The organism is Massilia sp. 2TAF26, from assembly GCF_052115005.1.
GTDB lineage: Bacteria > Pseudomonadota > Gammaproteobacteria > Burkholderiales > Burkholderiaceae_D > Telluria.
Genome location: NZ_JBFRFV010000004.1, coordinates 15,931 through 33,504, shown reverse-complemented (window position 1 = coordinate 33,504; position 17,574 = coordinate 15,931). Strand labels below are relative to the sequence as shown.

Genomic DNA, 17,574 nt, shown 5'->3' with positions numbered 1-17,574 from the left:
CCTTCTTCTTGTCGATTGTGTTGACTGGTTCAGTGTGCCGCGTTCTGCAGGTGCTCGGTCACGATCTTCGGGGTGATGAATACCAGCAACTCGGTCTTCGAGGTCGAGCGCGCCGTGGTCTTGAACAGGTAGCCGACCACCGGCAGGTCGCCGAACAGCGGCACCTTGGAGTCGTTCGAGGTCTCGGTCTGCTGGTAGATACCGCCGAGCACCACGGTGCCGCCGTTCTCGACCATCACCTTGGTCTTCACGTGCTGGGTGTTGATGGCGAAGCCGGAGGCGGTGCTCTCGCCTTTCGAATCCTTGTTGACGTCGACTTCCAGCACCACGTTGCCGTCCGGCGTGACCTGCGGCGTCACTTCCAGGCGCAGGTTGGCCTTCTTGAAGGTGACCGAGGTCGCGCCGCTGCTGGTGGCCTGCTGGTACGGCAGCTCGACGCCCTGCTCGATCACGGCCGCCACGTTGTCCTCGGTGACCACGCGCGGGCTGGAGATGATCTTGCCCTTGCCGTCCGCTTCCAGCGCCGACAGCTCCAGGTTCAGGAAGCGGTTGGCCGCCGACGAGAACAGCGAGAAGGCGATGGTCGGCGCATTGACGCCGTTGATCGGCGCCGCCGGCAGGTTGACCAGCTGGGTGTTGTTGTAGGAATCGCTGGTCAGGGCCAGCTGACCGGTGGTCTGGCCGATGCCGTTCAGGTTGCCGCCGACCGCCACGCGCTGGTTGCCGCTGACCTGGTAGCCGGAGTCGCCGCCGCGGATGGTGCGCATGTCGGCGAAGCCCAGCTTGGCGCCGAGGTTGCGCGAGAAGCCGTCGTTGGCCTCGACCAGGCGCGCCTCGACCAGCACCTGCTTGGTCGGGATGTCGACCTTCTGGATCAGCTTGCGCACCTCTTCCAGCCTGGACGCGATGTCGGTCACGAACACCTGGTTGGTGCGCGGATCGATGGTGGCGCTGCCGCGCTTCGACAGCACGCGGTTGCTGGCGCCGGCAGCGCCGCCCCCATCCAGGCCGAACACGGTGCGGAAGGCTTCGGCCTTCTGGTAGTTCAGCTGGAAGATCTCGGAGCGCAGCGGCTCGAGGTCGGCGATCTGGGCCTTCTGCTCGAGCTCCAGCTTTTCCTTGGTCAGCATCTCTTCCTTCGGCGCGATCCACAGCACGTTGCCGTTCTTGCGCATGTCGAGGCCCTTGGCCTGCATGATCACGTCCAGCGCCTGGTCCCACGGCACCTGCTTCAGCTGCAGGGTCAGGCTGCCGCTGACGGAATCGCTGGCGATGATGTTCAGGCCCGAGATGTCGGCCACCGCCTGCAGGGCGGCGCGCACTTCGACGTTCTGGAAGTTGAACGAGATCTTCTCGCCCTTGTAGCCCTGCGCTCCCTGGGCCAGGCGGTTCGGGTCTTCCTTGACCGGCTTGACGTCGATGACCAGCTGGGTGTCGCTCTGGTACACGCTCTGTTCCCAGTTGCCCTGGGCGTCGATCGTCATGCGCACGTTCTCGCCTTGCGGCGTGGTGGTGATCTTCGTGACCGGGGTGCCGAAATCGGTCACGTCGAGGCGGCGGCGCAGCGTGGCCGGCAGGCCGGTGCGCAGGAAGTCGACCGTGATCTGGTTGCCGGCCTGGCGCACGTCCACCGGCACCTGGCTGTTCGGCAGGTCGACCACGATGCGGCCTTCGCCATTGGCGCCGCGGCGGAAATCGAGGTCGCGCAGGTTCTGGCGCACCGCCGCCGGGGCCGCCGGATGGGCCGGCAGGCCGGCCGCGTTGACCGCCTGCGCCACGCCGCCCGAGCCTTCGACGGTCAGGATCACCGACTTGCCGTAGATCGCGGCGGCATAGCTCAGCGGACGCTTCAGGTTCAGCACCAGGCGGGTGCGCTCACCGGCCTGCACCACGTTCACGCCGCGCACGTCGCCCAGGTTGATGTCCTGGGCGCTCCTGCCGGTGGCGTTGGCGGTAGAGCCGAAATCGAGCGCGATGCGCGCCGGGTTGGTGATCGAAAAGCCGATCGGCAACCTGGCCGGGGCCTCCTTCATCGCCACGTTGATGACGACGTTATTGCCTTGCTGGTTGGCGCTGATCGATTCGATCGCGTTGTCCTGTGCGAAGACGCTGCCGGCGCCGAAGGCCAGCACCAGGCCGAGGGCGATGCTTCCAAGTCGGGTCATTTATGATTCTCCTTGCTTTGCAGCTCAAGCTTCGCGATGCGCTCGACCCACTCGCCGGCAGCGTCCTGCACCACTTCACGGATATTGATGGCGTCGTCGCCCACGCGGGTGACGATGCCGAAATTCTGGCCGATGCGCTGGCCGGCGCGGACCTGGTAGACCGCGCGGTCGACCTGCAGCAGCGCATAGTTCGCGCCGCCCTTCTGCATCGTGCCCACCATGCGCATGGTGTCGAGCGGGAAGTTCTCGAGCAGTTCGCGCGGGCGCTTCAGGTCGGGCTTGTTCGGGTCCGGCGACGTCTCCGCCGCCTTGGCCAGCTGGTTCAGCAGCTTGTTCGGATTGAAGGGATCCACCGCTTCCCTGTCGCCGTAGGCGAAGGGGATGAAATCCTTCGGTTCGGCCAGCGGCTTCACGGCCGGCCGGGTGTCGTGCTTGACCTGGTCCATCCAGTCGCGCACTTCCTTGACGTCGCTGTCGCCGCAGCCGGCCAGCAGCAGCGCCGCAGCCGCCAGGGCGCCGGCCCGCTTCATCATGTACCCGCTCACGCCTTGGCCTCCTTCTTCTTTTTCTTCCTGGCCTTCGATTGCGCGTCCAGCTCGTCCTGGTCGAGGTAGCGGAAGGTCTTGGCGATGGCGTCGAGCGACAGCATGCCGTCCTTGCCGGTGCTGAGCGCCAGGTTGTTCAGGGTGACGATGCGCGGCATCTTCGCCACGTCGGCGGCGAATTCGCCGATGTCGTGGTAGCTGCCGGTAACCTTGATGTCGATCGGCTGCTCGGCATAGTAATCCTTCACCACCGCCTGGCCCGGCCGGAACAGCTCGAACTGCAGGCCGCGGCCGAGGCCCGCCTGGTTGATGTCCGACAGCAGGGCCGCCATCTCGGCCTTGCTCGGCAACTGCTTCTCGAGGCGTTCAACGTAGCGGTTGACCTGCTGCTGCTGGGCTTCGAGCGCGTCCAGGTTGATCGCCTGCGCCATCTTGGCCTTGTAGGCGTCGCGCAGGGTCTGCTCCTGCGCGGCCAGGGCCTGCTGCTCCTCGAACTGGCCGCTCCAGTAGAAGAAGTAGCCGAGGCCGATCGCGGCGGCCATCACGCCGGCCGCGCACAGCAGGCGCGGCGCCAGCGGCCACAGGCCGGGATGGCGGCCCTGCAGGCCTTCGAACTGGGAGGCGATGTCGGCACCCAGCTGTTTCAGATCGATGTTCATTTTTTCGGTCCCGGCTTCGCGTTCTCTTTGGCGATCTCTTCTTTTTCACGCACGCGCTTGATCGACACGTTCAGCGTGAATTCGACGACCTTGCGTCCGGTCTTGCTCTGGGCCAGGGTGGCGGCGCGCACCTCGGCCAGTTCCGGGCGCTCCAGCCACGGCGAATTGCCCGACAGGTTGCGCAGCAGTTCGGCGACCCGTTCCTGCGACTGCGCCACGCCCGTCAGCAGCACCTTCTGGCCATCCTGCTTGAAGCTCTTCAGGTAGACCCCTTCCGGCGTCTGGCGCACCAGTTCGTCGAGCAGGTAGACCGGCTGGTTGCGGTCGCCCTGCAGGTCTTCGACCGCCTGCTGGCGCGCCTTCAGCGCCTCGATCTCGGACTTCAGGTTGGCGATCTTCTTGATCTTGACGTCGAGTTCCGCGTTGGCCTGCTTGAGCACCTCGTTGCGCTGGTTCTGCGTGGCGATGACGCTGGCGTTATAGCCGCCCACCATCAGCACCAGGGCCCCGCCGAGCACGCCGCCGAGGGCCAGCAGCGCGGCAAACGCCGCCTGCTTCTGCTTGCGTTTCGCTTCCCGGTGGGGAAGCAGGTTAATCCGGATCATCAGCCAAACCTCCGCAGTGCCAGGCCGCAGGCGACCAGGTAGGCCGGCGCTTCGTGACGCAGCTGCTGTTCGCGCACCGAGGGCGCCAGCTGCATGCCCTTGAACGGCGAGATCACGCTGCAGCTGATCCGGGTGCGGCTGGCGATGATGTCGGGCAGGCCGGCCACCTGTGCGCAGCCGCCGGCCAGGTAGATCTGGTCGATGCGGGTGTACGGGGTCGAGGTGAAGAAGAACTGGATCGCGCGCGTGATTTCCAGCGCGGCGTTTTCCAGGAAGGGCGTCAGCAGGTCGGCGCCGTAGTTATCCGGCAGGTCGCCGGCCTTCTTGCGCGCTTCCGCCTCCTCGAAGGACAGGCCGTAGGCGCGCACGATGTCCTGGGTCAGCTGGATGCCGCCGAAGGGCTGTTCGCGTTCGTAGATGGTCTCGCCGTTCTGCAGCACCGAGATATGGGTGGCCTGGGCGCCGATCTGGAACAGGGCCACGATCTGCCCCTCCCTGGCGCCGCCCTCCTCTTCGATCGCGCGCTGGGCCGCCGAACGCGCCGCATACGATTCGATGTCCATCACGGTGGCGGTGAGGCCGGCCGCCTCGGCGATCGCGACCCGGTCCTCGACCTTCTCGCGGCGCGCCGCCGCCAGCATCACTTCCATGTCTTCCGGCGAGTTCGGCGCCGCGCCGATGACGTCGAAGTCCAGGCTGACCTCGTCCAATGCAAACGGGATATACTGGCTGGCCTCGGACTCCACCTGCACTTCGAGCTGGTCTTCGGCCAGGCCCGCGGGCAGGATGATTTTCTTGGTGATGACGGCGGCCGGCGGCATGCCGAGCGCGACATGCCTGACCCTGCTGCCGCTCTTCTTCCAGACGCGCAGCACCGCTTCCGATACGGCTTCGATATTCTCGATGTTACCGTCGACCACGGTACCGCGCGGCAACGGCTCGGAAGCATAGCGCTCCAGCCGCAGCGCACCCTTGCCGGCGTCCGCCAGCTCCACCAGTCGCACGCCGGACGTACTGATGTCGATCCCGATCAAGGGCGGGTTGGACTGTCCGAACAAGGAACCTAGACTGATCACGAGCGTTGCTCCCTCTTTGCTTCTTTGCGTTCCTGAAGAACGGCTATTGAACGCCCGCGTTGGGGAATTATTTGTTTAGAAAAACCAGCGACTTAGTGCGCCTTATTTATGTGCATACTGAAGGCACTGTGTTAAATCGTAGCAATAAGGATGACCTCAGACAAGATATTTCTACATGGGAACACTTTGGTCCGAAGCAGGAAAACGACAGTTGGTTTTTCCCTGTCGTAGATCAATATTGTCACCGTTTACACACCTGTTATCGACTTGACCAGCAGTGTTTCGATATCGCCCCTGCCTTATAATGAATCTGATCAACACAGCGAACCATTCATGCGCATGAAAGCATCTCCGAACGGGGCGCCGCCCCCGCCCTCCCCGCCGCCTTCCAGCAAGCACAGCCCGAAGCGTATCGTCCTGACCCTGCTGGCGGCCCTGTCCGGCCTGGCGGTGTGCGGCGTGCTGGTGGTCGTGTTCGCGCTGGCGATGGCCTACCCCAACCTGCCCGCCCTCGATACCCTGACCGACTACCGGCCGAAGATGCCATTAAGGATCTTCACCGCCGATAACGTCCTGATCGGCGAATTCGGCGAGGAGCGCCGCACCCTGGTGCACTTCAAGGACATCCCGGACGTGATGAAGAAGGCCGTGCTGGCGATCGAGGACGACCGCTTCTACGAGCACGGCGGCGTCGACTACTGGGGCATCCTGCGCGCGGCCCTGCACAACGCCACCGGCGGCGCGCGCCAGGGCGCCTCGACCATCACCCAGCAGGTGGCGCGCAACTTCTTCCTGTCGTCGGAACAGACCCTGAAGCGCAAGGCTTATGAGGCCCTGCTGGCCTGGAAGATCGAGAAGAACCTGAGCAAGGACCAGATCCTCGAGGTCTACATGAACCAGATCTACCTGGGCCAGCGCGCCTTCGGCTTCTCGTCGGCGGCCCAGATCTACTTCGGCAAGGACCTGAAGGACATTACGGTGGCCGAAGCGGCCATGCTGGCCGGCCTGCCGAAGGCGCCCTCGGCCTACAACCCGGTGGTGAATCCGAAGCGCGCGCGCCTGCGCCAGCAGTACATCCTGCAGCGCATGCACAACCTCGGCTACATCACCGATGCGCAGTACGAGACCGCGAAAAACGAGGAACTGAAGATCAAGACCGACAGCACGGCCTTCGGCGTGCACGCCGAGTACGTGGCCGAGATGGCGCGCCAGCTGGTCTACGAGCAGTTCAAGGAAGACACCTATACGCGCGGCCTGAACGTGTTCACCACCATCACCAAGGCCGACCAGGACGCCGCCTACCTGGCGCTGCGCCGCGGCGTGATGGACTACGAGCGCCGCCACCCCTACCGCGGCCCGGAAAAATACATCGAGATCCCTTCAACCAAGGCCGAGGCCGATGAAGCCATCGAGGCCGAGCTGGCCGAGCATCCCGATTCCGACGACATCCTCGCCGCCATCGTGCAGCAGGCCTCACCCACCCAGGTGACGGCGGTGCTGGCCTCCGGCGAAGAGATCAGGATCACCGGACCCGGCCTGGCCTTCGCGCGCGAATGGCTGTCGCCGAAAGCGGCCGAGACCCGCCGCCTGCGCCGCGGCGCCGTGATCCGCGTGACCCAGGACGGCGGCTCGGCCTGGAGCATCACCCAGATGCCGCAGGTGGAATCGGCCTTCGTGGCGGTGAGCCCGGACGACGGCGCGATCCGCGCCCTGATCGGCGGCTTCGACTTCAACCGCAGCAAGTTCAACCACGTCACGCAGGCCTGGCGCCAGCCGGGTTCCTCGTTCAAGCCCTTCATCTATTCGGCCTCGCTGGAGCGCGGCTTCTCGCCGGCGACCCTGATCAACGACGCTCCGATTTCCTTCGATGCCGGCTCGACCGGCGGCCAGGCCTGGGAGCCGAAGAACTACGACGGCAAGTACGAGGGCCCGATGACGATGCGGCGCGGCCTGATGAAGTCGAAGAACATGATCTCGATCCGCATCCTGAACAAGATCGGCGCCCGCTACGGCCAGGAATACGCGACCCGCTTCGGCTTCGACGCCGACAAGAACCCGCCCTACCTGACCCTGGCGCTGGGTGCGGGCGCCACCACGCCGCTGCAGATGGCGGGCGCGTATTCCGTGTTCGCGAACGGCGGCTTCCGCGTGATGCCCTACATTATTTCGAAGGTGACGGACGCGGACGGCAAGGTGCTGTCGGAAGCGCGTCCGGAACGCGCCGGCGTCGACGCCAACCGCGTGATCGACGAACGCAATGCCTACCTGATGGACAGCATGCTGCGCGACGTGGCCCGCTTCGGCACCGCCGCCAAGGCCCAGCAGATGCTGAAACGCCCCGACCTGGCGGGCAAGACCGGCACCACCAACGACTCGATCGACGCCTGGTTCGCCGGCTACCAGCCGCACCTGGTGGGCATCGCCTGGATGGGCTACGACCAGCCGCGCAACCTGGGCAACCGCGAAACCGGCGGCGGCCTGGCGCTGCCGATCTGGATCGGCTTCATGCAGAAGGCGCTGAAGGACGTGCCGGTGGCGGAGCGCCAGGTGCCGGCCGGCCTGGTGCAATATGGCGACGAGTACTATTACGTGGAAAACCCGCCGGGTACCGGCGTGCAGTCGCTGGACGTCGGCGCGCAGCCGCCGGCGGACCAGCAGAAGACCCGCGACGCGGTGAGGAACGAGCTGTTCTGAGGACTGGTCTACGGTGCACGTATTGTTGCAAAAACTATGTAATCATGATGGTTTAGGAACAATGCGGCACCCTCTGCGCAAGACATTGTCATGAGCACCCAGAACACTTCCAGCACCGCATTCATCTCGACCGGCATCCCGGGTCTCGACAACGTCCTCGGCGGCGGCCTCACCAGGGACAGGCTCTACCTGGTCGAAGGCGATCCCGGCGCCGGCAAGACGACACTCGCGCTGCAATTCCTGGCGGAAGGCGCGGCGCGCGGCGAGACCGTGCTGTACATCACCCTGGCCGAGACCGAAGTCGAATTGCGCGCGGTCGCCGAGACGCACGGCATGTCGCTGGACGGCATCTCCGTCCAGGAAGTGATACCGGATGAAAGCCTGCTCGACCCCAGCGAGCAGTACACGGTGATGGATCCGTCCGAAGTCGAGCTGGGCGAAACCAACAACATGATCATCAGGCTGGTCGAGAAGCTCAATCCGAGCAGGGTCGTGCTCGATTCGCTGTCCGAGCTGCAGCTCCTGTCGGGCACTCCCTTGCGCTACCGGCGCCATGTGCTGGCGCTCAAGCAGTACTTCTCGAAGCGTTCCTGCACCGCCCTGCTACTCGACGACAAGACCTCGCTCAAGGGCGACCAGCAGGTGCGCAGTATCGCCCATTGCGTTATCTCGCTGCAGCACACCGATTCCGAGTACGGCGCCGAACGGCGCCTGGTGCGGGTCCTGAAATACCGCGGGGTCGCCTTCCGGCGCGGCCCGCACGACTATTCGATCGTCACCGGCGGCCTGGTGGTCTACCCGCGCATCGTCGCCGCCGAGTCGCGCGAGATCGGCCGGCGCGCCCAGCTCGGCAGCGGCCTTGCCAAGCTGGACCAGCTGCTGGGCGGCGGGATCGAGGAAGGATCGAGCACCCTCGTGTCGGGGCCGCCGGGCACCGGCAAGTCCAGCGTCGCCATCCAGTTCGTGAAGGCGGTGACCGACCGCGGCCAGCGCGCCGCCATGTTCCTGTTCGAGGAATCCTTCAATACCCTGCTGAACCGCAGCGAAGGCATCGGCCTCGACCTGCACACGCCTTTCGAATCCGGCCTGCTGAACGTCCACCAGATCGATCCGGCAGAGATGTCGCCCGGCGAATTCACCCATGCCGTATGCGGCGCGGCGGACCAGGGCGCCAGGGTGATCGTGATCGACAGCCTGAACGGCTACATGAACGCCATGCCGGAAGCCGGTTTCCTGTCGACCCATTTGCACGAAGTGCTGACCTACCTGGGGCAGCGCGGGGTGGCGACCTTCCTGGTCGGTGTCCAGCAGGGCATCGTCGGCAGCAGCATGTCGACCGGAATGGATGTCAGCTACATGGCGGACAATGTCCTGATCCTGCGTTATTTCGAAGCCCAGGGCGCCGTCCAGAAGGCGATCTCCGTGTTCAAGAAGCGCGGYAGCGCGCACGAGACCACGCTTCGGCAGTTCGACATCACCCAAAACGGCATCGTCGTCGGCGCCGTGCTCAGGAATTTCCAGGGTGTCCTGACGGGCGTACCGACCATCCTGGACCCGGACGGCGGACGGCACGATCCCGCTTCTGCGAACTGATGCAGGCCAACGATCTCGAAGAGCGCATCCTGATCCATGCACCGGTGGGCAAGGACGCGCGCCTGATCGAGGAGCTGTTCGGGCGCGCCGGCATCGCCTGCGGCGTGTGCGCCCAGCCTGGCCAGCTGATCGACGAACTCGGGCGCGGCGCCGGTGCGGTGCTGGTCGGCGACGAAGCGGTCACGCCGGACTTCGTGCGCGTCCTCAGGCACTTCATCGACCACCAACCGGACTGGTCCGACCTGCCGGTCCTGATCATGAGCCGGCGCGGCGCCGCGGCGCCCGGCCCGCAGCACCGCTACCTGGAACTGGGCAATGTCTCGCTGCTGGAGCGTCCGGCGCAGGGCGTGACCCTGGTGAGCGCCGCGCAGTCGGCCCTGCGCGCCCGCCGCAGGCAGTATGCGATGCGCGAAGTCGACCAGCGCAAGGACGAGTTCCTGGCCATGCTGGGGCATGAGCTGCGCAATCCGCTGGCGCCAATCCGCGCGGCCTCCGACCTGCTCCGCATCCCCGACCTCGACCGCGAAAAGATCCGCCAGACCAGCGAGATCATTGCGCGCCAGGTGAAGCACATGACGGGCCTGATCGACGACCTGCTCGACCTGTCGCGGGTATCGCGCGGCCTGGTCACGCTCGACGAAACCCTGCTGGACGCCAGGCAGATCGTCACCGCCGCCGTCGAGCAGGTGCGCCCGCTGATCGAGAGCCGGCGGCACCGCGTCTCGATCCAGTTGCCGCGCGACACCGCCTTCGTGCACGGCGACCAGAAGCGCCTGGTGCAGGTGGTCGCGAATATCCTGAACAACGCCGCGAAATACACGCCCGAGGGCGGCGAGATCGCGGTGGCGCTGCACGCCACTAGCGACAGCGTTGACTATACCGTCACCGACAACGGCATCGGCATCGCCCCCGAGATGCTCGACCGGGTGTTCGACCTGTTCGCACAGGCTGAACGCAGCTCCGACCGTTCCCAGGGCGGGCTCGGCATCGGCCTGGCGCTGGTCCGGAACCTGGTGGCGCGTCATGGCGGCAGGGTCTCGGCGTTCAGCGAGGGCGCCGGCAAGGGCAGCCGCTTCACGGTCAGCCTGCCGCGGGTCGAGACGCCCGGCGCCGGCGCCGCCCCTGCGCAGCACGGCGAGGCGCCGAGCGACACCCATGGACTGCGCCTGCTGGTCGTCGACGATAACGACGATGCCGGCCAGATGCTCGGCCTGTTCCTGGAAACCGCCGGCTACCGGGTCGTGGTCGTGCAGAGCGCCCACGCGGCACTGGCATCCGCCGCCGCGGAGCCCTTCGACGCCTGCCTGCTCGACATCGGCTTGCCGGACATGGACGGCAACGAGCTGGCGCAGCGCCTGCGCCAATTGCCACGGATGGCGCAGGCGACCCTGATCGCCATCACCGGCTATGGACAGGATGCAGACCGCGCCAGGACCAGCGCCGCCGGCTTCGACCACCATTTCGTCAAGCCGGTGGACATGGAAGCCCTGCTGGGCGTCCTCAGCGCAATTTGACCGGCGCCCCGCCCTGCTGGGTGGCGTAGTCGGACAGCGAGGTGAACAGCTCGCTGTCGTCGCGGGTATTGCGCCATTCGTCGCCGACGCGCTTGTAGTGGAAGCCGCCGGCACGCGCTGCCACCCACATCTCCTGCAGCGGGGCCTGGCTGTTGACGATGATTTTCGAACCGTTGTCGACGAATTCGATCTCAAGCACATTGCCGCTGCGCTTGCATTCGACGTCAACGACGTCCTGCTCGAACAGGCGATCGAAGGCCAGTTCGATCTCGTTCAGGGTGGACTCGGCGAGGTCCAAAAATTCGGTTTCGGTCATGCTACACTCCAAGGTCTGCTAATCAAACCGTGATTCTAATCGTGAAGTCCCCATTTGCGCTCCCGGCCTTTGCTGTGGCCACGCTGGTCCTGCTGTCCGCCTGCGGCCAGCCCGGCCCGCTCTACATGCCCAAGCCGCCGGCCCGCCCCGCCGCTCCGGCCCCGGCCGCCGTGGTTCCGGCCACCACCGCCACGCCGCCGGCGCCGGCCGCCGGCACGACCACGCCGAGCGCGGGATCGAACGCCAACAATACCCAAGCCACCAACCCGCCCACCCCGGCCAGCCAACAGTAACCATGTCGCACTTCTCGTTCCAAGACGGCGTCCTGCACGCCGAAAGCGTCCCCCTGTCCGCCATCGCCCAAGGCTTCGGCACCCCGACCTACGTGTATTCGAAGGCCCAGCTGCTGCAGAACTTCCGCGGCTATGCGGCGCCGGCCAAGGGCCGCGATGCCCTGGTCTGCTATGCGATGAAGGCGAATTCGAACCTGGCCATCCTCGACATCCTGGCGCGCGAAGGCGCCGGCTTCGACATCGTCTCCGGCGGCGAACTACTGCGCGTGATCGCGGCCGGCGGCGATCCCGGCAAGGTGATCTTCTCGGGCGTGGGCAAGACCGTGGCCGAGATCGAGCTGGCGCTCGACCAGGGCATCCTGTGCTTCAACGTCGAATCGATCCCCGAACTGCACCGCATCAACGAGGTGGCGGGCCGCCGCGGCAAGCGCGCGCCGGTGTCGCTGCGCGTGAACCCGAACGTCGATCCCAAGACCCACCCCTACATCGCCACCGGCCTGAAGGCCAGCAAGTTCGGCGTGGCCTTCTCGGACGCGCTCGACACCTACCGTACCGCAGCGTCCCTGCCGCACCTGGAAGTGGTCGGCATCGACTGCCACATCGGTTCGCAGCTGCTGGATGACGCACCGCTGCTGGAAGCGCTGGACAAGCTGATCGAGCTGATCGACACCCTGGCCGGTGAAGGCATCCACTTGCACCACCTGGACGTCGGCGGCGGCCTCGGTATCGACTACGGCACCGGCGACAACGCCCCGGTGGCGATCGGCGATTACGTGTCGCGCGTGTTCGCGCGCGTGGACGCCTGGCGCGCCGAGAAGTACGAGGGCAAGCCGATCAAGGTGATCTTCGAACCGGGCCGCTCGATCGTCGGCAATACCGGCGTGCTGCTGATGTCGGTGGAATTCCTGAAGCCGGGCGAGGAAAAGAACTTCTGCGTGATCGACGCCGCCATGAACGACATGGCCCGTCCGGCCCTGTACCAGGCCTGGATGGACGTCAAGCCGGTGGTCCCGCGCGCAGGCGGCACCGTGAAGTACGACCTGGTCGGCCCGGTTTGCGAATCGGGCGACTGGCTGGCGCGCGACCGCGACCTGGCGGTCGAGCCGGGCGACGTGCTGGCGATGATGGCGGCCGGCGCCTACGGCTTCACGATGGCCTCGAACTACAACACCCGCGGCCGCGCGGCCGAGGTGCTGGTCGACGGCGACCAGGTCCATTTGATCCGCCGCCGCGAGACGCCGGAAGAGCTGTTTGCGCTGGAAACCATCGTCAAATAAGAGCGCCTGACAAAACCTTCAGGGCAAGGCGCATCGCCGCAGCGGCGGACCGCGAAGACAGTACGCTAGTACGGCGAGACGATGCAACGCTGCCATGGAGGATTTGTCAGGTGCTCTCGGCGCAGCGCAGCAGGCGCCGGACGCAGTCCCCCACCGCCGCCCTCAGCTCTGGAGGGTGACGGATCTCGAACTCGAAGGGCATGCTGGCCAGCTGGCGCGCGAACCAGTCCAGTTCGTCGGACTGGGCGCGCACCACCACGCCGCCGGCCGTTTCCTCCAATACCCCCGCTTCGGCAAACAGGTGGGCCCGCACCGAGGCCAGGTCGGCCTTCAAAAGCACTTCAATGGAAAAGGCGCGCGGCAGGGTCGCGATGGAACGCACGACGTGGGCCATCGGATCGAAGCCGGGCGGCCGCTCGAAATCTTCCTCCAGCGGCTCCACGCCCGCGACCCGGTCCAGCCTGAAGGTGCGCAACTCCTGCCGCAGATGGCACATGCCGGCCGCGTACCAGCGCCCGTGGCGCAGCGCCACGCCATAGGGATCGAAGCGGCGCACGGACTCGTTGCCGTGCTGGTCGCGGTAGCGCAGCAGCACCCGGCGGCAAGCCTGGGCCGCACCGGTCAGCAGCACCAGCGGCTGGTTGTTGGCCGGCGCCAGCGCGCGCGCCGCATCGAGCTTGACGGTTTCGTCGACGGCGCGCACGCGGCGCCTGAGCTGGTCGGGCATGATGCGCTCCAGCTTGGCCTGGGCGCTGGCCACCGCCGGCGCCGCCTCGGCCAGCCCGAGTCCGCGCGCGGCGAGCAGGCCGAGCGAGAGCGCCAGGGTTTCGTCCTCGGTGAACATCATCGGCGGCAGCTTGAAGCCGGGCATCAGCGCATAGCCGCCCGCCCGTCCGCGCTCGGCCGTGATGGGGATGCCGATGTCTTCCAGCTTGCCGACGTAGCGGCGCAGGGTGCGGCGGTCCACGCCCAGGCGCGGCGCCAATTCGGCGCCGCTCATGCGGCCATGGGTCTGCAGCAGTTCGAGCAAGGCGAGAACGCGGGTGGTCGGATGGTACATAGGACCGATTATGACCTATATACCGCTTACGCTGACATTTTGACCATGGAGGCGAACATGAACGGCAGCGGCACGCTCTGGCTGTATTTTGTCCTTGTATTCGGCATCATCGCCCTGCCCGGGCTCGATATGGCCTATGTGCTGGCCAATGCCCTGACCGGCGGGCGCGGCGCAGGCCTGGCCGCGGTGGGCGGCATCGTCGCGGGCGGCGTCTGCCATATCGCGATGGGCGCGCTCGGCGTGGCCGCCATCGTGCGGCTGTGGCCCGCGCTGTTCAATGTGCTGCTGGTGGCCGGCGCGGCCTATATCGCCTGGATCGGCTGGAACCTGGCGCGCGCCGGCGCCACCACGCTCGAGGTGCGCGCCGACGCCCCCGCGCAGCCGGCGTCGTCCGTGTTCCTGAAGGGGATGGCGACCTGCCTGCTGAACCCGAAGGCCTATGTGTTCATGCTGGCGATCTTCCCGCAATTCCTGAAGCCGGCCCAGGGACCGATCTGGGCCCAGGCCACCTCGCTGGGTCTGATCACGGCCGGCACCCAGGCCGGCGTCTACGGCGGCGTCGCCCTGCTGGCGCAAAGGGCCGGCGGCTCGCTCGGCGCCAGCGGGCTGGCCACGCGCGCGGTCGGCATGCTGCTGGTCGGCACCGGCATCGTCACCGTCGTGCAAGGGTGGCAGGCATGAGCCGCCGTATCCTTTCCGGCGCGGCGCTGGCCTGCGCGCTGAGCTCGTCCGCCGCCATGGCCGCCCAGGATTGCTGCCCGATCGTCGAGCTGCGCCAGTACACGATGTACCCGGGCAAGCGCGACGAACTCATCTCCCTGTTCGAGGACCGCTTCATCGAAAGCCAGGAAGCCACCGGCATGCGCATCGCCGCCACCTTCCGCGACCTCGCCGACCCCGACCGTTTCGTGTGGGTGCGCGGTTTTGCGGACATGCAGAAGCGCCACGACGCCCTTACCGCCTTCTACTACGGTCCCGTATGGCAGGCCAACCGGAACCAGGCCAACGCCACCCTGGCCGATAACGACAACGTGCTGCTGCTGCACCCGGCCTTCGCCGGCAGCGGCTTCGCCCTCGACGGCCTGGCCCGCCCGGCCAGGGGAGACATTGCCGCCAGCCGCCTGGTGGTCGCGACGATCTATTACTTGCGGGAAGACACACTGGCGGAATTCGCCGCCGCGTTCCGGCGCGAGATGGCGCCGCTGCTCGAAGGCCGCGGCGCGCGCATCCTCGCCCAGTATGTGACGGACAGGAGCAGGAATACCTTCGAGCGCCTGCCGGTGCGGGAAAAGGAAAACGTGTTCGTCAGCTTTGCCGCCTTCGACGATGCGGACGCCTACGACAGGCACCTGAAGGCGCTGGCGGCGGACCAGCGCTGGCGCGCCATGCAGGCGGCCGCCGCGGCGCGCATGGAAGGGGCGCCGCAAACCCTGCGCCTCGCGCCGACGCCGCGTTCGCTGGTACGCTAGCGCTCAGTGCCGTCCACCCCAGCCGCCGCGGCCTCCCCAGCCGCGCCCGCCGCCCCAGCCGCCGCGATAGCCGCCGCGGTAGCTGTGCTCGTAAAAGCCGAAACTGAGCGAGAGCGGCGGCCCGACATAGGTCGGGTAGCCGTAGCTGTAGGGGTAATAATAGGGAGAAGCCGCCACCGGCGCCGAGCCGTAGGCATCGTAGGCGGCATAGGGCGGCGGCGCGTAGACGCAGCCCGACAGGCTTGCGGCCGCCAGCGAAAGAATCAGGCGTTTCGCCGCGCCTTTCGTACGGGTGTCCATGTCGACGTCCTCAAGTGCGATCCTTACTGAATTCTAGGTCAGATTGCACGGTTTGCAGCGCCGATTTGTAACTCTTAATCTCTTCCGCGGGAACGGTCTTCCGGCCAGGCCTGGCGTGCACAGGCGGCGGCCTGCTCGTTCCAGCGTCCGTCCAGCACCAGGCAGCGGTCGACCGACGAGCCGGTACGGAAGCGCGACGCGGCCAGCACCAGCACGAGCACCAGTGCCAGCAGCAGGCCGATGACGGAAGGCCCCTTCATCACGTCAGGAACCCACCGATCGCGAGGGAGCGGGACTGCGCGCGCGGTTCCAGCTCCAGACCACGCGCAGGCCGAGCAGCACGGCGACGACCAGGCCCCAGACGATGGGCTGCTCGAAGTTGTGCTTGCCCGCCTTCATCCACCAGTAATGCAGGATCGCCAGCGGCGCGATCAGGTAGATCAGGCGGTGCAACTGGGCCCAGCGCCGGCCGAGGCGCTTGATCATGGCGTTGGTGCTGGTGGCGGCCAGCGGCAGCAGCAGCACGAAGGCGATGAAGCCGACCGTGATGAAGGGGCGCTTGATCACGTCCTTCCACATGGCGCCGAAGTCGAAGCGGTGGTCGGCCCACAGGAAGGTGAGGAAGTGCATCAGCGCATAGAAGAAGGCATACAAGCCCAGCATGCGCCGCAGGCGGATCAGCCAGTTCCAGCCCGTGAAGCGGCGCAGCGGCGTGATCGCCAGGGTGGCGCACAGCAGGTAGAGGGCCCAGTCGCCGGTCCCGTGGGTCACGAACTCGACCGGGTCGACCGGCACCTGCCGAACCGTCAGCCAGACGATGCGCGCGAACGGCAGCAGCGCCAGCACGAACACCACGGCCTTGAGCGCGGCGAGCTGCTTGGGCGTCGGGCCGAGAGACGGCTTTTTGATGGCCGGTCTTTGGGTCGCGTTGGCTGTCATCGTTCCTTGGTCAGAAAAATTTCTTCAAGTCCATCCCACTATACAGGGAAGCCACCTGATCATAGCCGTTGAACATCAGGGTCTTGCGCTTCGGCGCGAAGAAGCCGCCTTCGCCGATGCGGCGCTCGCTGGCCTGGGACCAGCGCGGGTGGTCGACGTTCGGGTTCACGTTCGAATAGAAACCGTATTCCTCGGGCGCCACCGTGTTCCAGGCGGTGCGCGGCTGGTCGCGCACGAAACGGATGCGCACGATCGACTTGGCCGATTTGAAGCCGTATTTCCAGGGCACGATCACGCGCACCGGCGCGCCGTTCTGGTTCGGCAACACCTGGCCATACATGCCCACCGTGAGCAGGGCCAGCGGATGCATGGCTTCGTCCATGCGCAAGCCTTCCACATAGGGCCATTCCAGCACGCGGCTGCCGACGCCGGGCATCTGGCGCTTGTCGGCCAGGGTGGTGAACTCCACGTATTTCGCATTGCCGTTCGGCTCGACCTGCCTGATCAGGTTGGCCAGCGAGTAGCCGACCCAGGGAATCACCATCGACCAGCCTTCGACGCAGCGCAGGCGGTAGATGCGCTCTTCCAGCGGCGCCAGCCTGGTGAGGTGGTCGATGTCGAGGGTGAGCGGCTTCTTGACTTCGCCGTCGATCTGCACCGTCCACGGCCGGGTGCGCAGCGTATGGGCGTTCTGGGCCGGGTCGGATTTATCGGTGCCGAATTCGTAGAAGTTGTTGTAGTGGGTCGCATCCTCGAAGGAGGTCGGCTTTTCGGTGGTCGAGAAGGCGGCGTTGCGGGTGGCGGCCAGCTTGGCGGCGGGAGCGCCCTGCGCAAAGGCTTCGCGGTTGGCGAGCTCCCACAGCGAGGAGCCGACCGCGGCGGTGGCGGCGATCTGCGCGATGAACTTGCGCCGGCCTTCATAGACCTCGCGCGGCGTAATTTCGGAAGGAAACGGCAAGTCGATACCGTTCGGGTTTCGTTTGATCAGCATGGCTGGCTCCACTAAGCATGTCCGGCGCACGACATGCGCCGGACATATCAACCTTACACCATCTGTTCCCGGTTAGCT

The 17,574-nt window shown here is 66.3% G+C and carries 18 protein-coding genes; 7 read left to right on the top strand and 11 right to left on the bottom strand.

All coding sequences use genetic code 11. The features are described 5' to 3' along the window. Positions 1 to 29 precede the first annotated feature (29 nt). Genes pilQ through AB4Z32_RS05295 form a run of 5 tightly spaced genes read right to left on the bottom strand, consistent with a single transcriptional unit; the run spans position 30 to position 5,050 of the window. Complete coding sequence (pilQ, locus tag AB4Z32_RS05315; protein ID WP_441934878.1) at positions 30 to 2,165, bottom strand: type IV pilus secretin PilQ; 2,136 nt, start codon at positions 2,163 to 2,165, stop codon at positions 30 to 32. Continuing rightward, positions 2,162 to 2,710 (bottom strand): pilus assembly protein PilP, encoded by a 549-nt coding sequence (locus AB4Z32_RS05310; protein ID WP_441934877.1) that lies wholly within the window; start codon positions 2,708 to 2,710, stop codon positions 2,162 to 2,164. The genes pilQ and AB4Z32_RS05310 overlap by 4 nt, the downstream gene beginning before the upstream one ends. Beyond that, entirely contained in the window at positions 2,707 to 3,369 is a 663-nt protein-coding gene (locus AB4Z32_RS05305; protein ID WP_441934876.1) for a type 4a pilus biogenesis protein PilO, read from the bottom strand. Before AB4Z32_RS05305 ends, AB4Z32_RS05310 begins: the two co-directional genes overlap by 4 nt. Further along, positions 3,366 to 3,974, bottom strand: coding sequence for a PilN domain-containing protein (locus AB4Z32_RS05300; RefSeq protein WP_441934875.1), 609 nt, complete (start codon positions 3,972 to 3,974; stop codon positions 3,366 to 3,368). The genes AB4Z32_RS05305 and AB4Z32_RS05300 overlap by 4 nt, the downstream gene beginning before the upstream one ends. Further along, on the bottom strand, positions 3,974 to 5,050 hold the full coding sequence (locus tag AB4Z32_RS05295) for a pilus assembly protein PilM (RefSeq protein ID WP_441934874.1): 1,077 nt from the start codon (positions 5,048 to 5,050) through the stop codon (positions 3,974 to 3,976). Before AB4Z32_RS05295 ends, AB4Z32_RS05300 begins: the two co-directional genes overlap by 1 nt. A gap of 339 nt (positions 5,051 to 5,389) precedes the next feature. On the opposite strand from AB4Z32_RS05295, the gene AB4Z32_RS05290 reads away from it, so the two are divergent. From AB4Z32_RS05290 to AB4Z32_RS05280, 3 genes are all read left to right on the top strand, one after another. Then, on the top strand, positions 5,390 to 7,744 hold the full coding sequence (locus tag AB4Z32_RS05290; protein ID WP_441934873.1) for a penicillin-binding protein 1A: 2,355 nt from the start codon (positions 5,390 to 5,392) through the stop codon (positions 7,742 to 7,744). A gap of 90 nt (positions 7,745 to 7,834) precedes the next feature. Next, positions 7,835 to 9,337: an ATPase domain-containing protein gene (locus AB4Z32_RS05285; RefSeq protein WP_441934872.1), complete on the top strand. Its 1,503-nt coding sequence runs from the start codon at positions 7,835 to 7,837 to the stop codon at positions 9,335 to 9,337. Next, entirely contained in the window at positions 9,337 to 10,851 is a 1,515-nt protein-coding gene (locus tag AB4Z32_RS05280) for a hybrid sensor histidine kinase/response regulator (protein ID WP_441934871.1), read from the top strand. The genes AB4Z32_RS05285 and AB4Z32_RS05280 overlap by 1 nt, the downstream gene beginning before the upstream one ends. On the opposite strand, the gene cyaY is transcribed toward AB4Z32_RS05280, so the two are convergent. Then, positions 10,838 to 11,167, bottom strand: coding sequence for an iron donor protein CyaY (gene cyaY, locus AB4Z32_RS05275; protein ID WP_441934870.1), 330 nt, complete (start codon positions 11,165 to 11,167; stop codon positions 10,838 to 10,840). The genes AB4Z32_RS05280 and cyaY overlap by 14 nt on opposite strands. A gap of 41 nt (positions 11,168 to 11,208) precedes the next feature. Between cyaY and lptM the strand changes: the two genes are divergently transcribed. Together lptM and lysA are read left to right on the top strand one after the other, a co-directional pair. Then, positions 11,209 to 11,460, top strand: a complete 252-nt coding sequence (gene lptM, locus AB4Z32_RS05270) for an LPS translocon maturation chaperone LptM (protein ID WP_441934869.1) — start codon at positions 11,209 to 11,211, stop codon at positions 11,458 to 11,460. A gap of 2 nt (positions 11,461 to 11,462) precedes the next feature. Further along, complete coding sequence (gene lysA, locus AB4Z32_RS05265) at positions 11,463 to 12,737, top strand: diaminopimelate decarboxylase (protein WP_441934868.1); 1,275 nt, start codon at positions 11,463 to 11,465, stop codon at positions 12,735 to 12,737. Positions 12,738 to 12,843: 106 nt separating this feature from the next. Here lysA and AB4Z32_RS05260 read toward each other — a convergent pair whose 3' ends face one another. Next, positions 12,844 to 13,797, bottom strand: coding sequence for a helix-turn-helix transcriptional regulator (locus AB4Z32_RS05260; protein ID WP_441934867.1), 954 nt, complete (start codon positions 13,795 to 13,797; stop codon positions 12,844 to 12,846). A 57-nt stretch (positions 13,798 to 13,854) separates the two neighbouring features. Between AB4Z32_RS05260 and AB4Z32_RS05255 the strand changes: the two genes are divergently transcribed. Together AB4Z32_RS05255 and AB4Z32_RS05250 are read left to right on the top strand one after the other, a co-directional pair. After that, the gene (locus tag AB4Z32_RS05255; protein WP_441934866.1) at positions 13,855 to 14,478 is read left to right on the top strand and encodes a LysE family translocator; all 624 of its coding nucleotides are present in this window, start codon (positions 13,855 to 13,857) and stop codon (positions 14,476 to 14,478) included. After that, positions 14,475 to 15,266, top strand: a complete 792-nt coding sequence (locus AB4Z32_RS05250) for an NIPSNAP family protein (protein ID WP_441934865.1) — start codon at positions 14,475 to 14,477, stop codon at positions 15,264 to 15,266. Before AB4Z32_RS05255 ends, AB4Z32_RS05250 begins: the two co-directional genes overlap by 4 nt. Positions 15,267 to 15,269: 3 nt before the next feature. Here AB4Z32_RS05250 and AB4Z32_RS05245 read toward each other — a convergent pair whose 3' ends face one another. From AB4Z32_RS05245 to msrP, 4 genes are all read right to left on the bottom strand, one after another. Beyond that, positions 15,270 to 15,566 carry a hypothetical protein gene (locus tag AB4Z32_RS05245; protein WP_441934864.1) on the bottom strand — a complete coding sequence of 99 codons (297 nt, stop codon included), beginning with the start codon at positions 15,564 to 15,566 and terminating at the stop codon, positions 15,270 to 15,272. A gap of 74 nt (positions 15,567 to 15,640) precedes the next feature. After that, a complete protein-coding gene (locus tag AB4Z32_RS05240) occupies positions 15,641 to 15,826 on the bottom strand; it encodes a hypothetical protein (RefSeq protein WP_441934863.1) in 186 nt (61 codons plus the stop codon). A gap of 4 nt (positions 15,827 to 15,830) precedes the next feature. Beyond that, positions 15,831 to 16,505 (bottom strand): sulfite oxidase heme-binding subunit YedZ, encoded by a 675-nt coding sequence (locus tag AB4Z32_RS05235; RefSeq protein WP_441934862.1) that lies wholly within the window; start codon positions 16,503 to 16,505, stop codon positions 15,831 to 15,833. A 10-nt stretch (positions 16,506 to 16,515) separates the two neighbouring features. Beyond that, entirely contained in the window at positions 16,516 to 17,496 is a 981-nt protein-coding gene (gene msrP, locus AB4Z32_RS05230; protein ID WP_441934861.1) for a protein-methionine-sulfoxide reductase catalytic subunit MsrP, read from the bottom strand. Positions 17,497 to 17,574: the final 78 nt, after the last annotated feature.

Excerpts from the sequence above, each read along its gene's own strand:
- lysA (WP_441934868.1), top strand. The coding sequence starts at position 11,463 with ATGTCGCACTTCTCGTTCCAAGACGGCGTCCTGCACGCCGAAAGCGTC.
- AB4Z32_RS05240 (WP_441934863.1), bottom strand. The coding sequence starts at position 15,826 with ATGAAGGGGCCTTCCGTCATCGGCCTGCTGCTGGCACTGGTGCTCGTG.
- AB4Z32_RS05260 (WP_441934867.1), bottom strand. The coding sequence starts at position 13,797 with ATGTACCATCCGACCACCCGCGTTCTCGCCTTGCTCGAACTGCTGCAG.
- msrP (WP_441934861.1), bottom strand. The coding sequence starts at position 17,496 with ATGCTGATCAAACGAAACCCGAACGGTATCGACTTGCCGTTTCCTTCC.
- AB4Z32_RS05280 (WP_441934871.1), top strand. The coding sequence starts at position 9,337 with ATGCAGGCCAACGATCTCGAAGAGCGCATCCTGATCCATGCACCGGTG.
- AB4Z32_RS05290 (WP_441934873.1), top strand. The coding sequence starts at position 5,390 with ATGAAAGCATCTCCGAACGGGGCGCCGCCCCCGCCCTCCCCGCCGCCT.
- AB4Z32_RS05250 (WP_441934865.1), top strand. The coding sequence starts at position 14,475 with ATGAGCCGCCGTATCCTTTCCGGCGCGGCGCTGGCCTGCGCGCTGAGC.
- cyaY (WP_441934870.1), bottom strand. The coding sequence starts at position 11,167 with ATGACCGAAACCGAATTTTTGGACCTCGCCGAGTCCACCCTGAACGAG.
- AB4Z32_RS05255 (WP_441934866.1), top strand. The coding sequence starts at position 13,855 with ATGAACGGCAGCGGCACGCTCTGGCTGTATTTTGTCCTTGTATTCGGC.
- AB4Z32_RS05300 (WP_441934875.1), bottom strand. The coding sequence starts at position 3,974 with ATGATCCGGATTAACCTGCTTCCCCACCGGGAAGCGAAACGCAAGCAG.
- AB4Z32_RS05305 (WP_441934876.1), bottom strand. The coding sequence starts at position 3,369 with ATGAACATCGATCTGAAACAGCTGGGTGCCGACATCGCCTCCCAGTTC.
- AB4Z32_RS05235 (WP_441934862.1), bottom strand. The coding sequence starts at position 16,505 with ATGACAGCCAACGCGACCCAAAGACCGGCCATCAAAAAGCCGTCTCTC.
- AB4Z32_RS05245 (WP_441934864.1), bottom strand. The coding sequence starts at position 15,566 with ATGGACACCCGTACGAAAGGCGCGGCGAAACGCCTGATTCTTTCGCTG.
- pilQ (WP_441934878.1), bottom strand. The coding sequence starts at position 2,165 with ATGACCCGACTTGGAAGCATCGCCCTCGGCCTGGTGCTGGCCTTCGGC.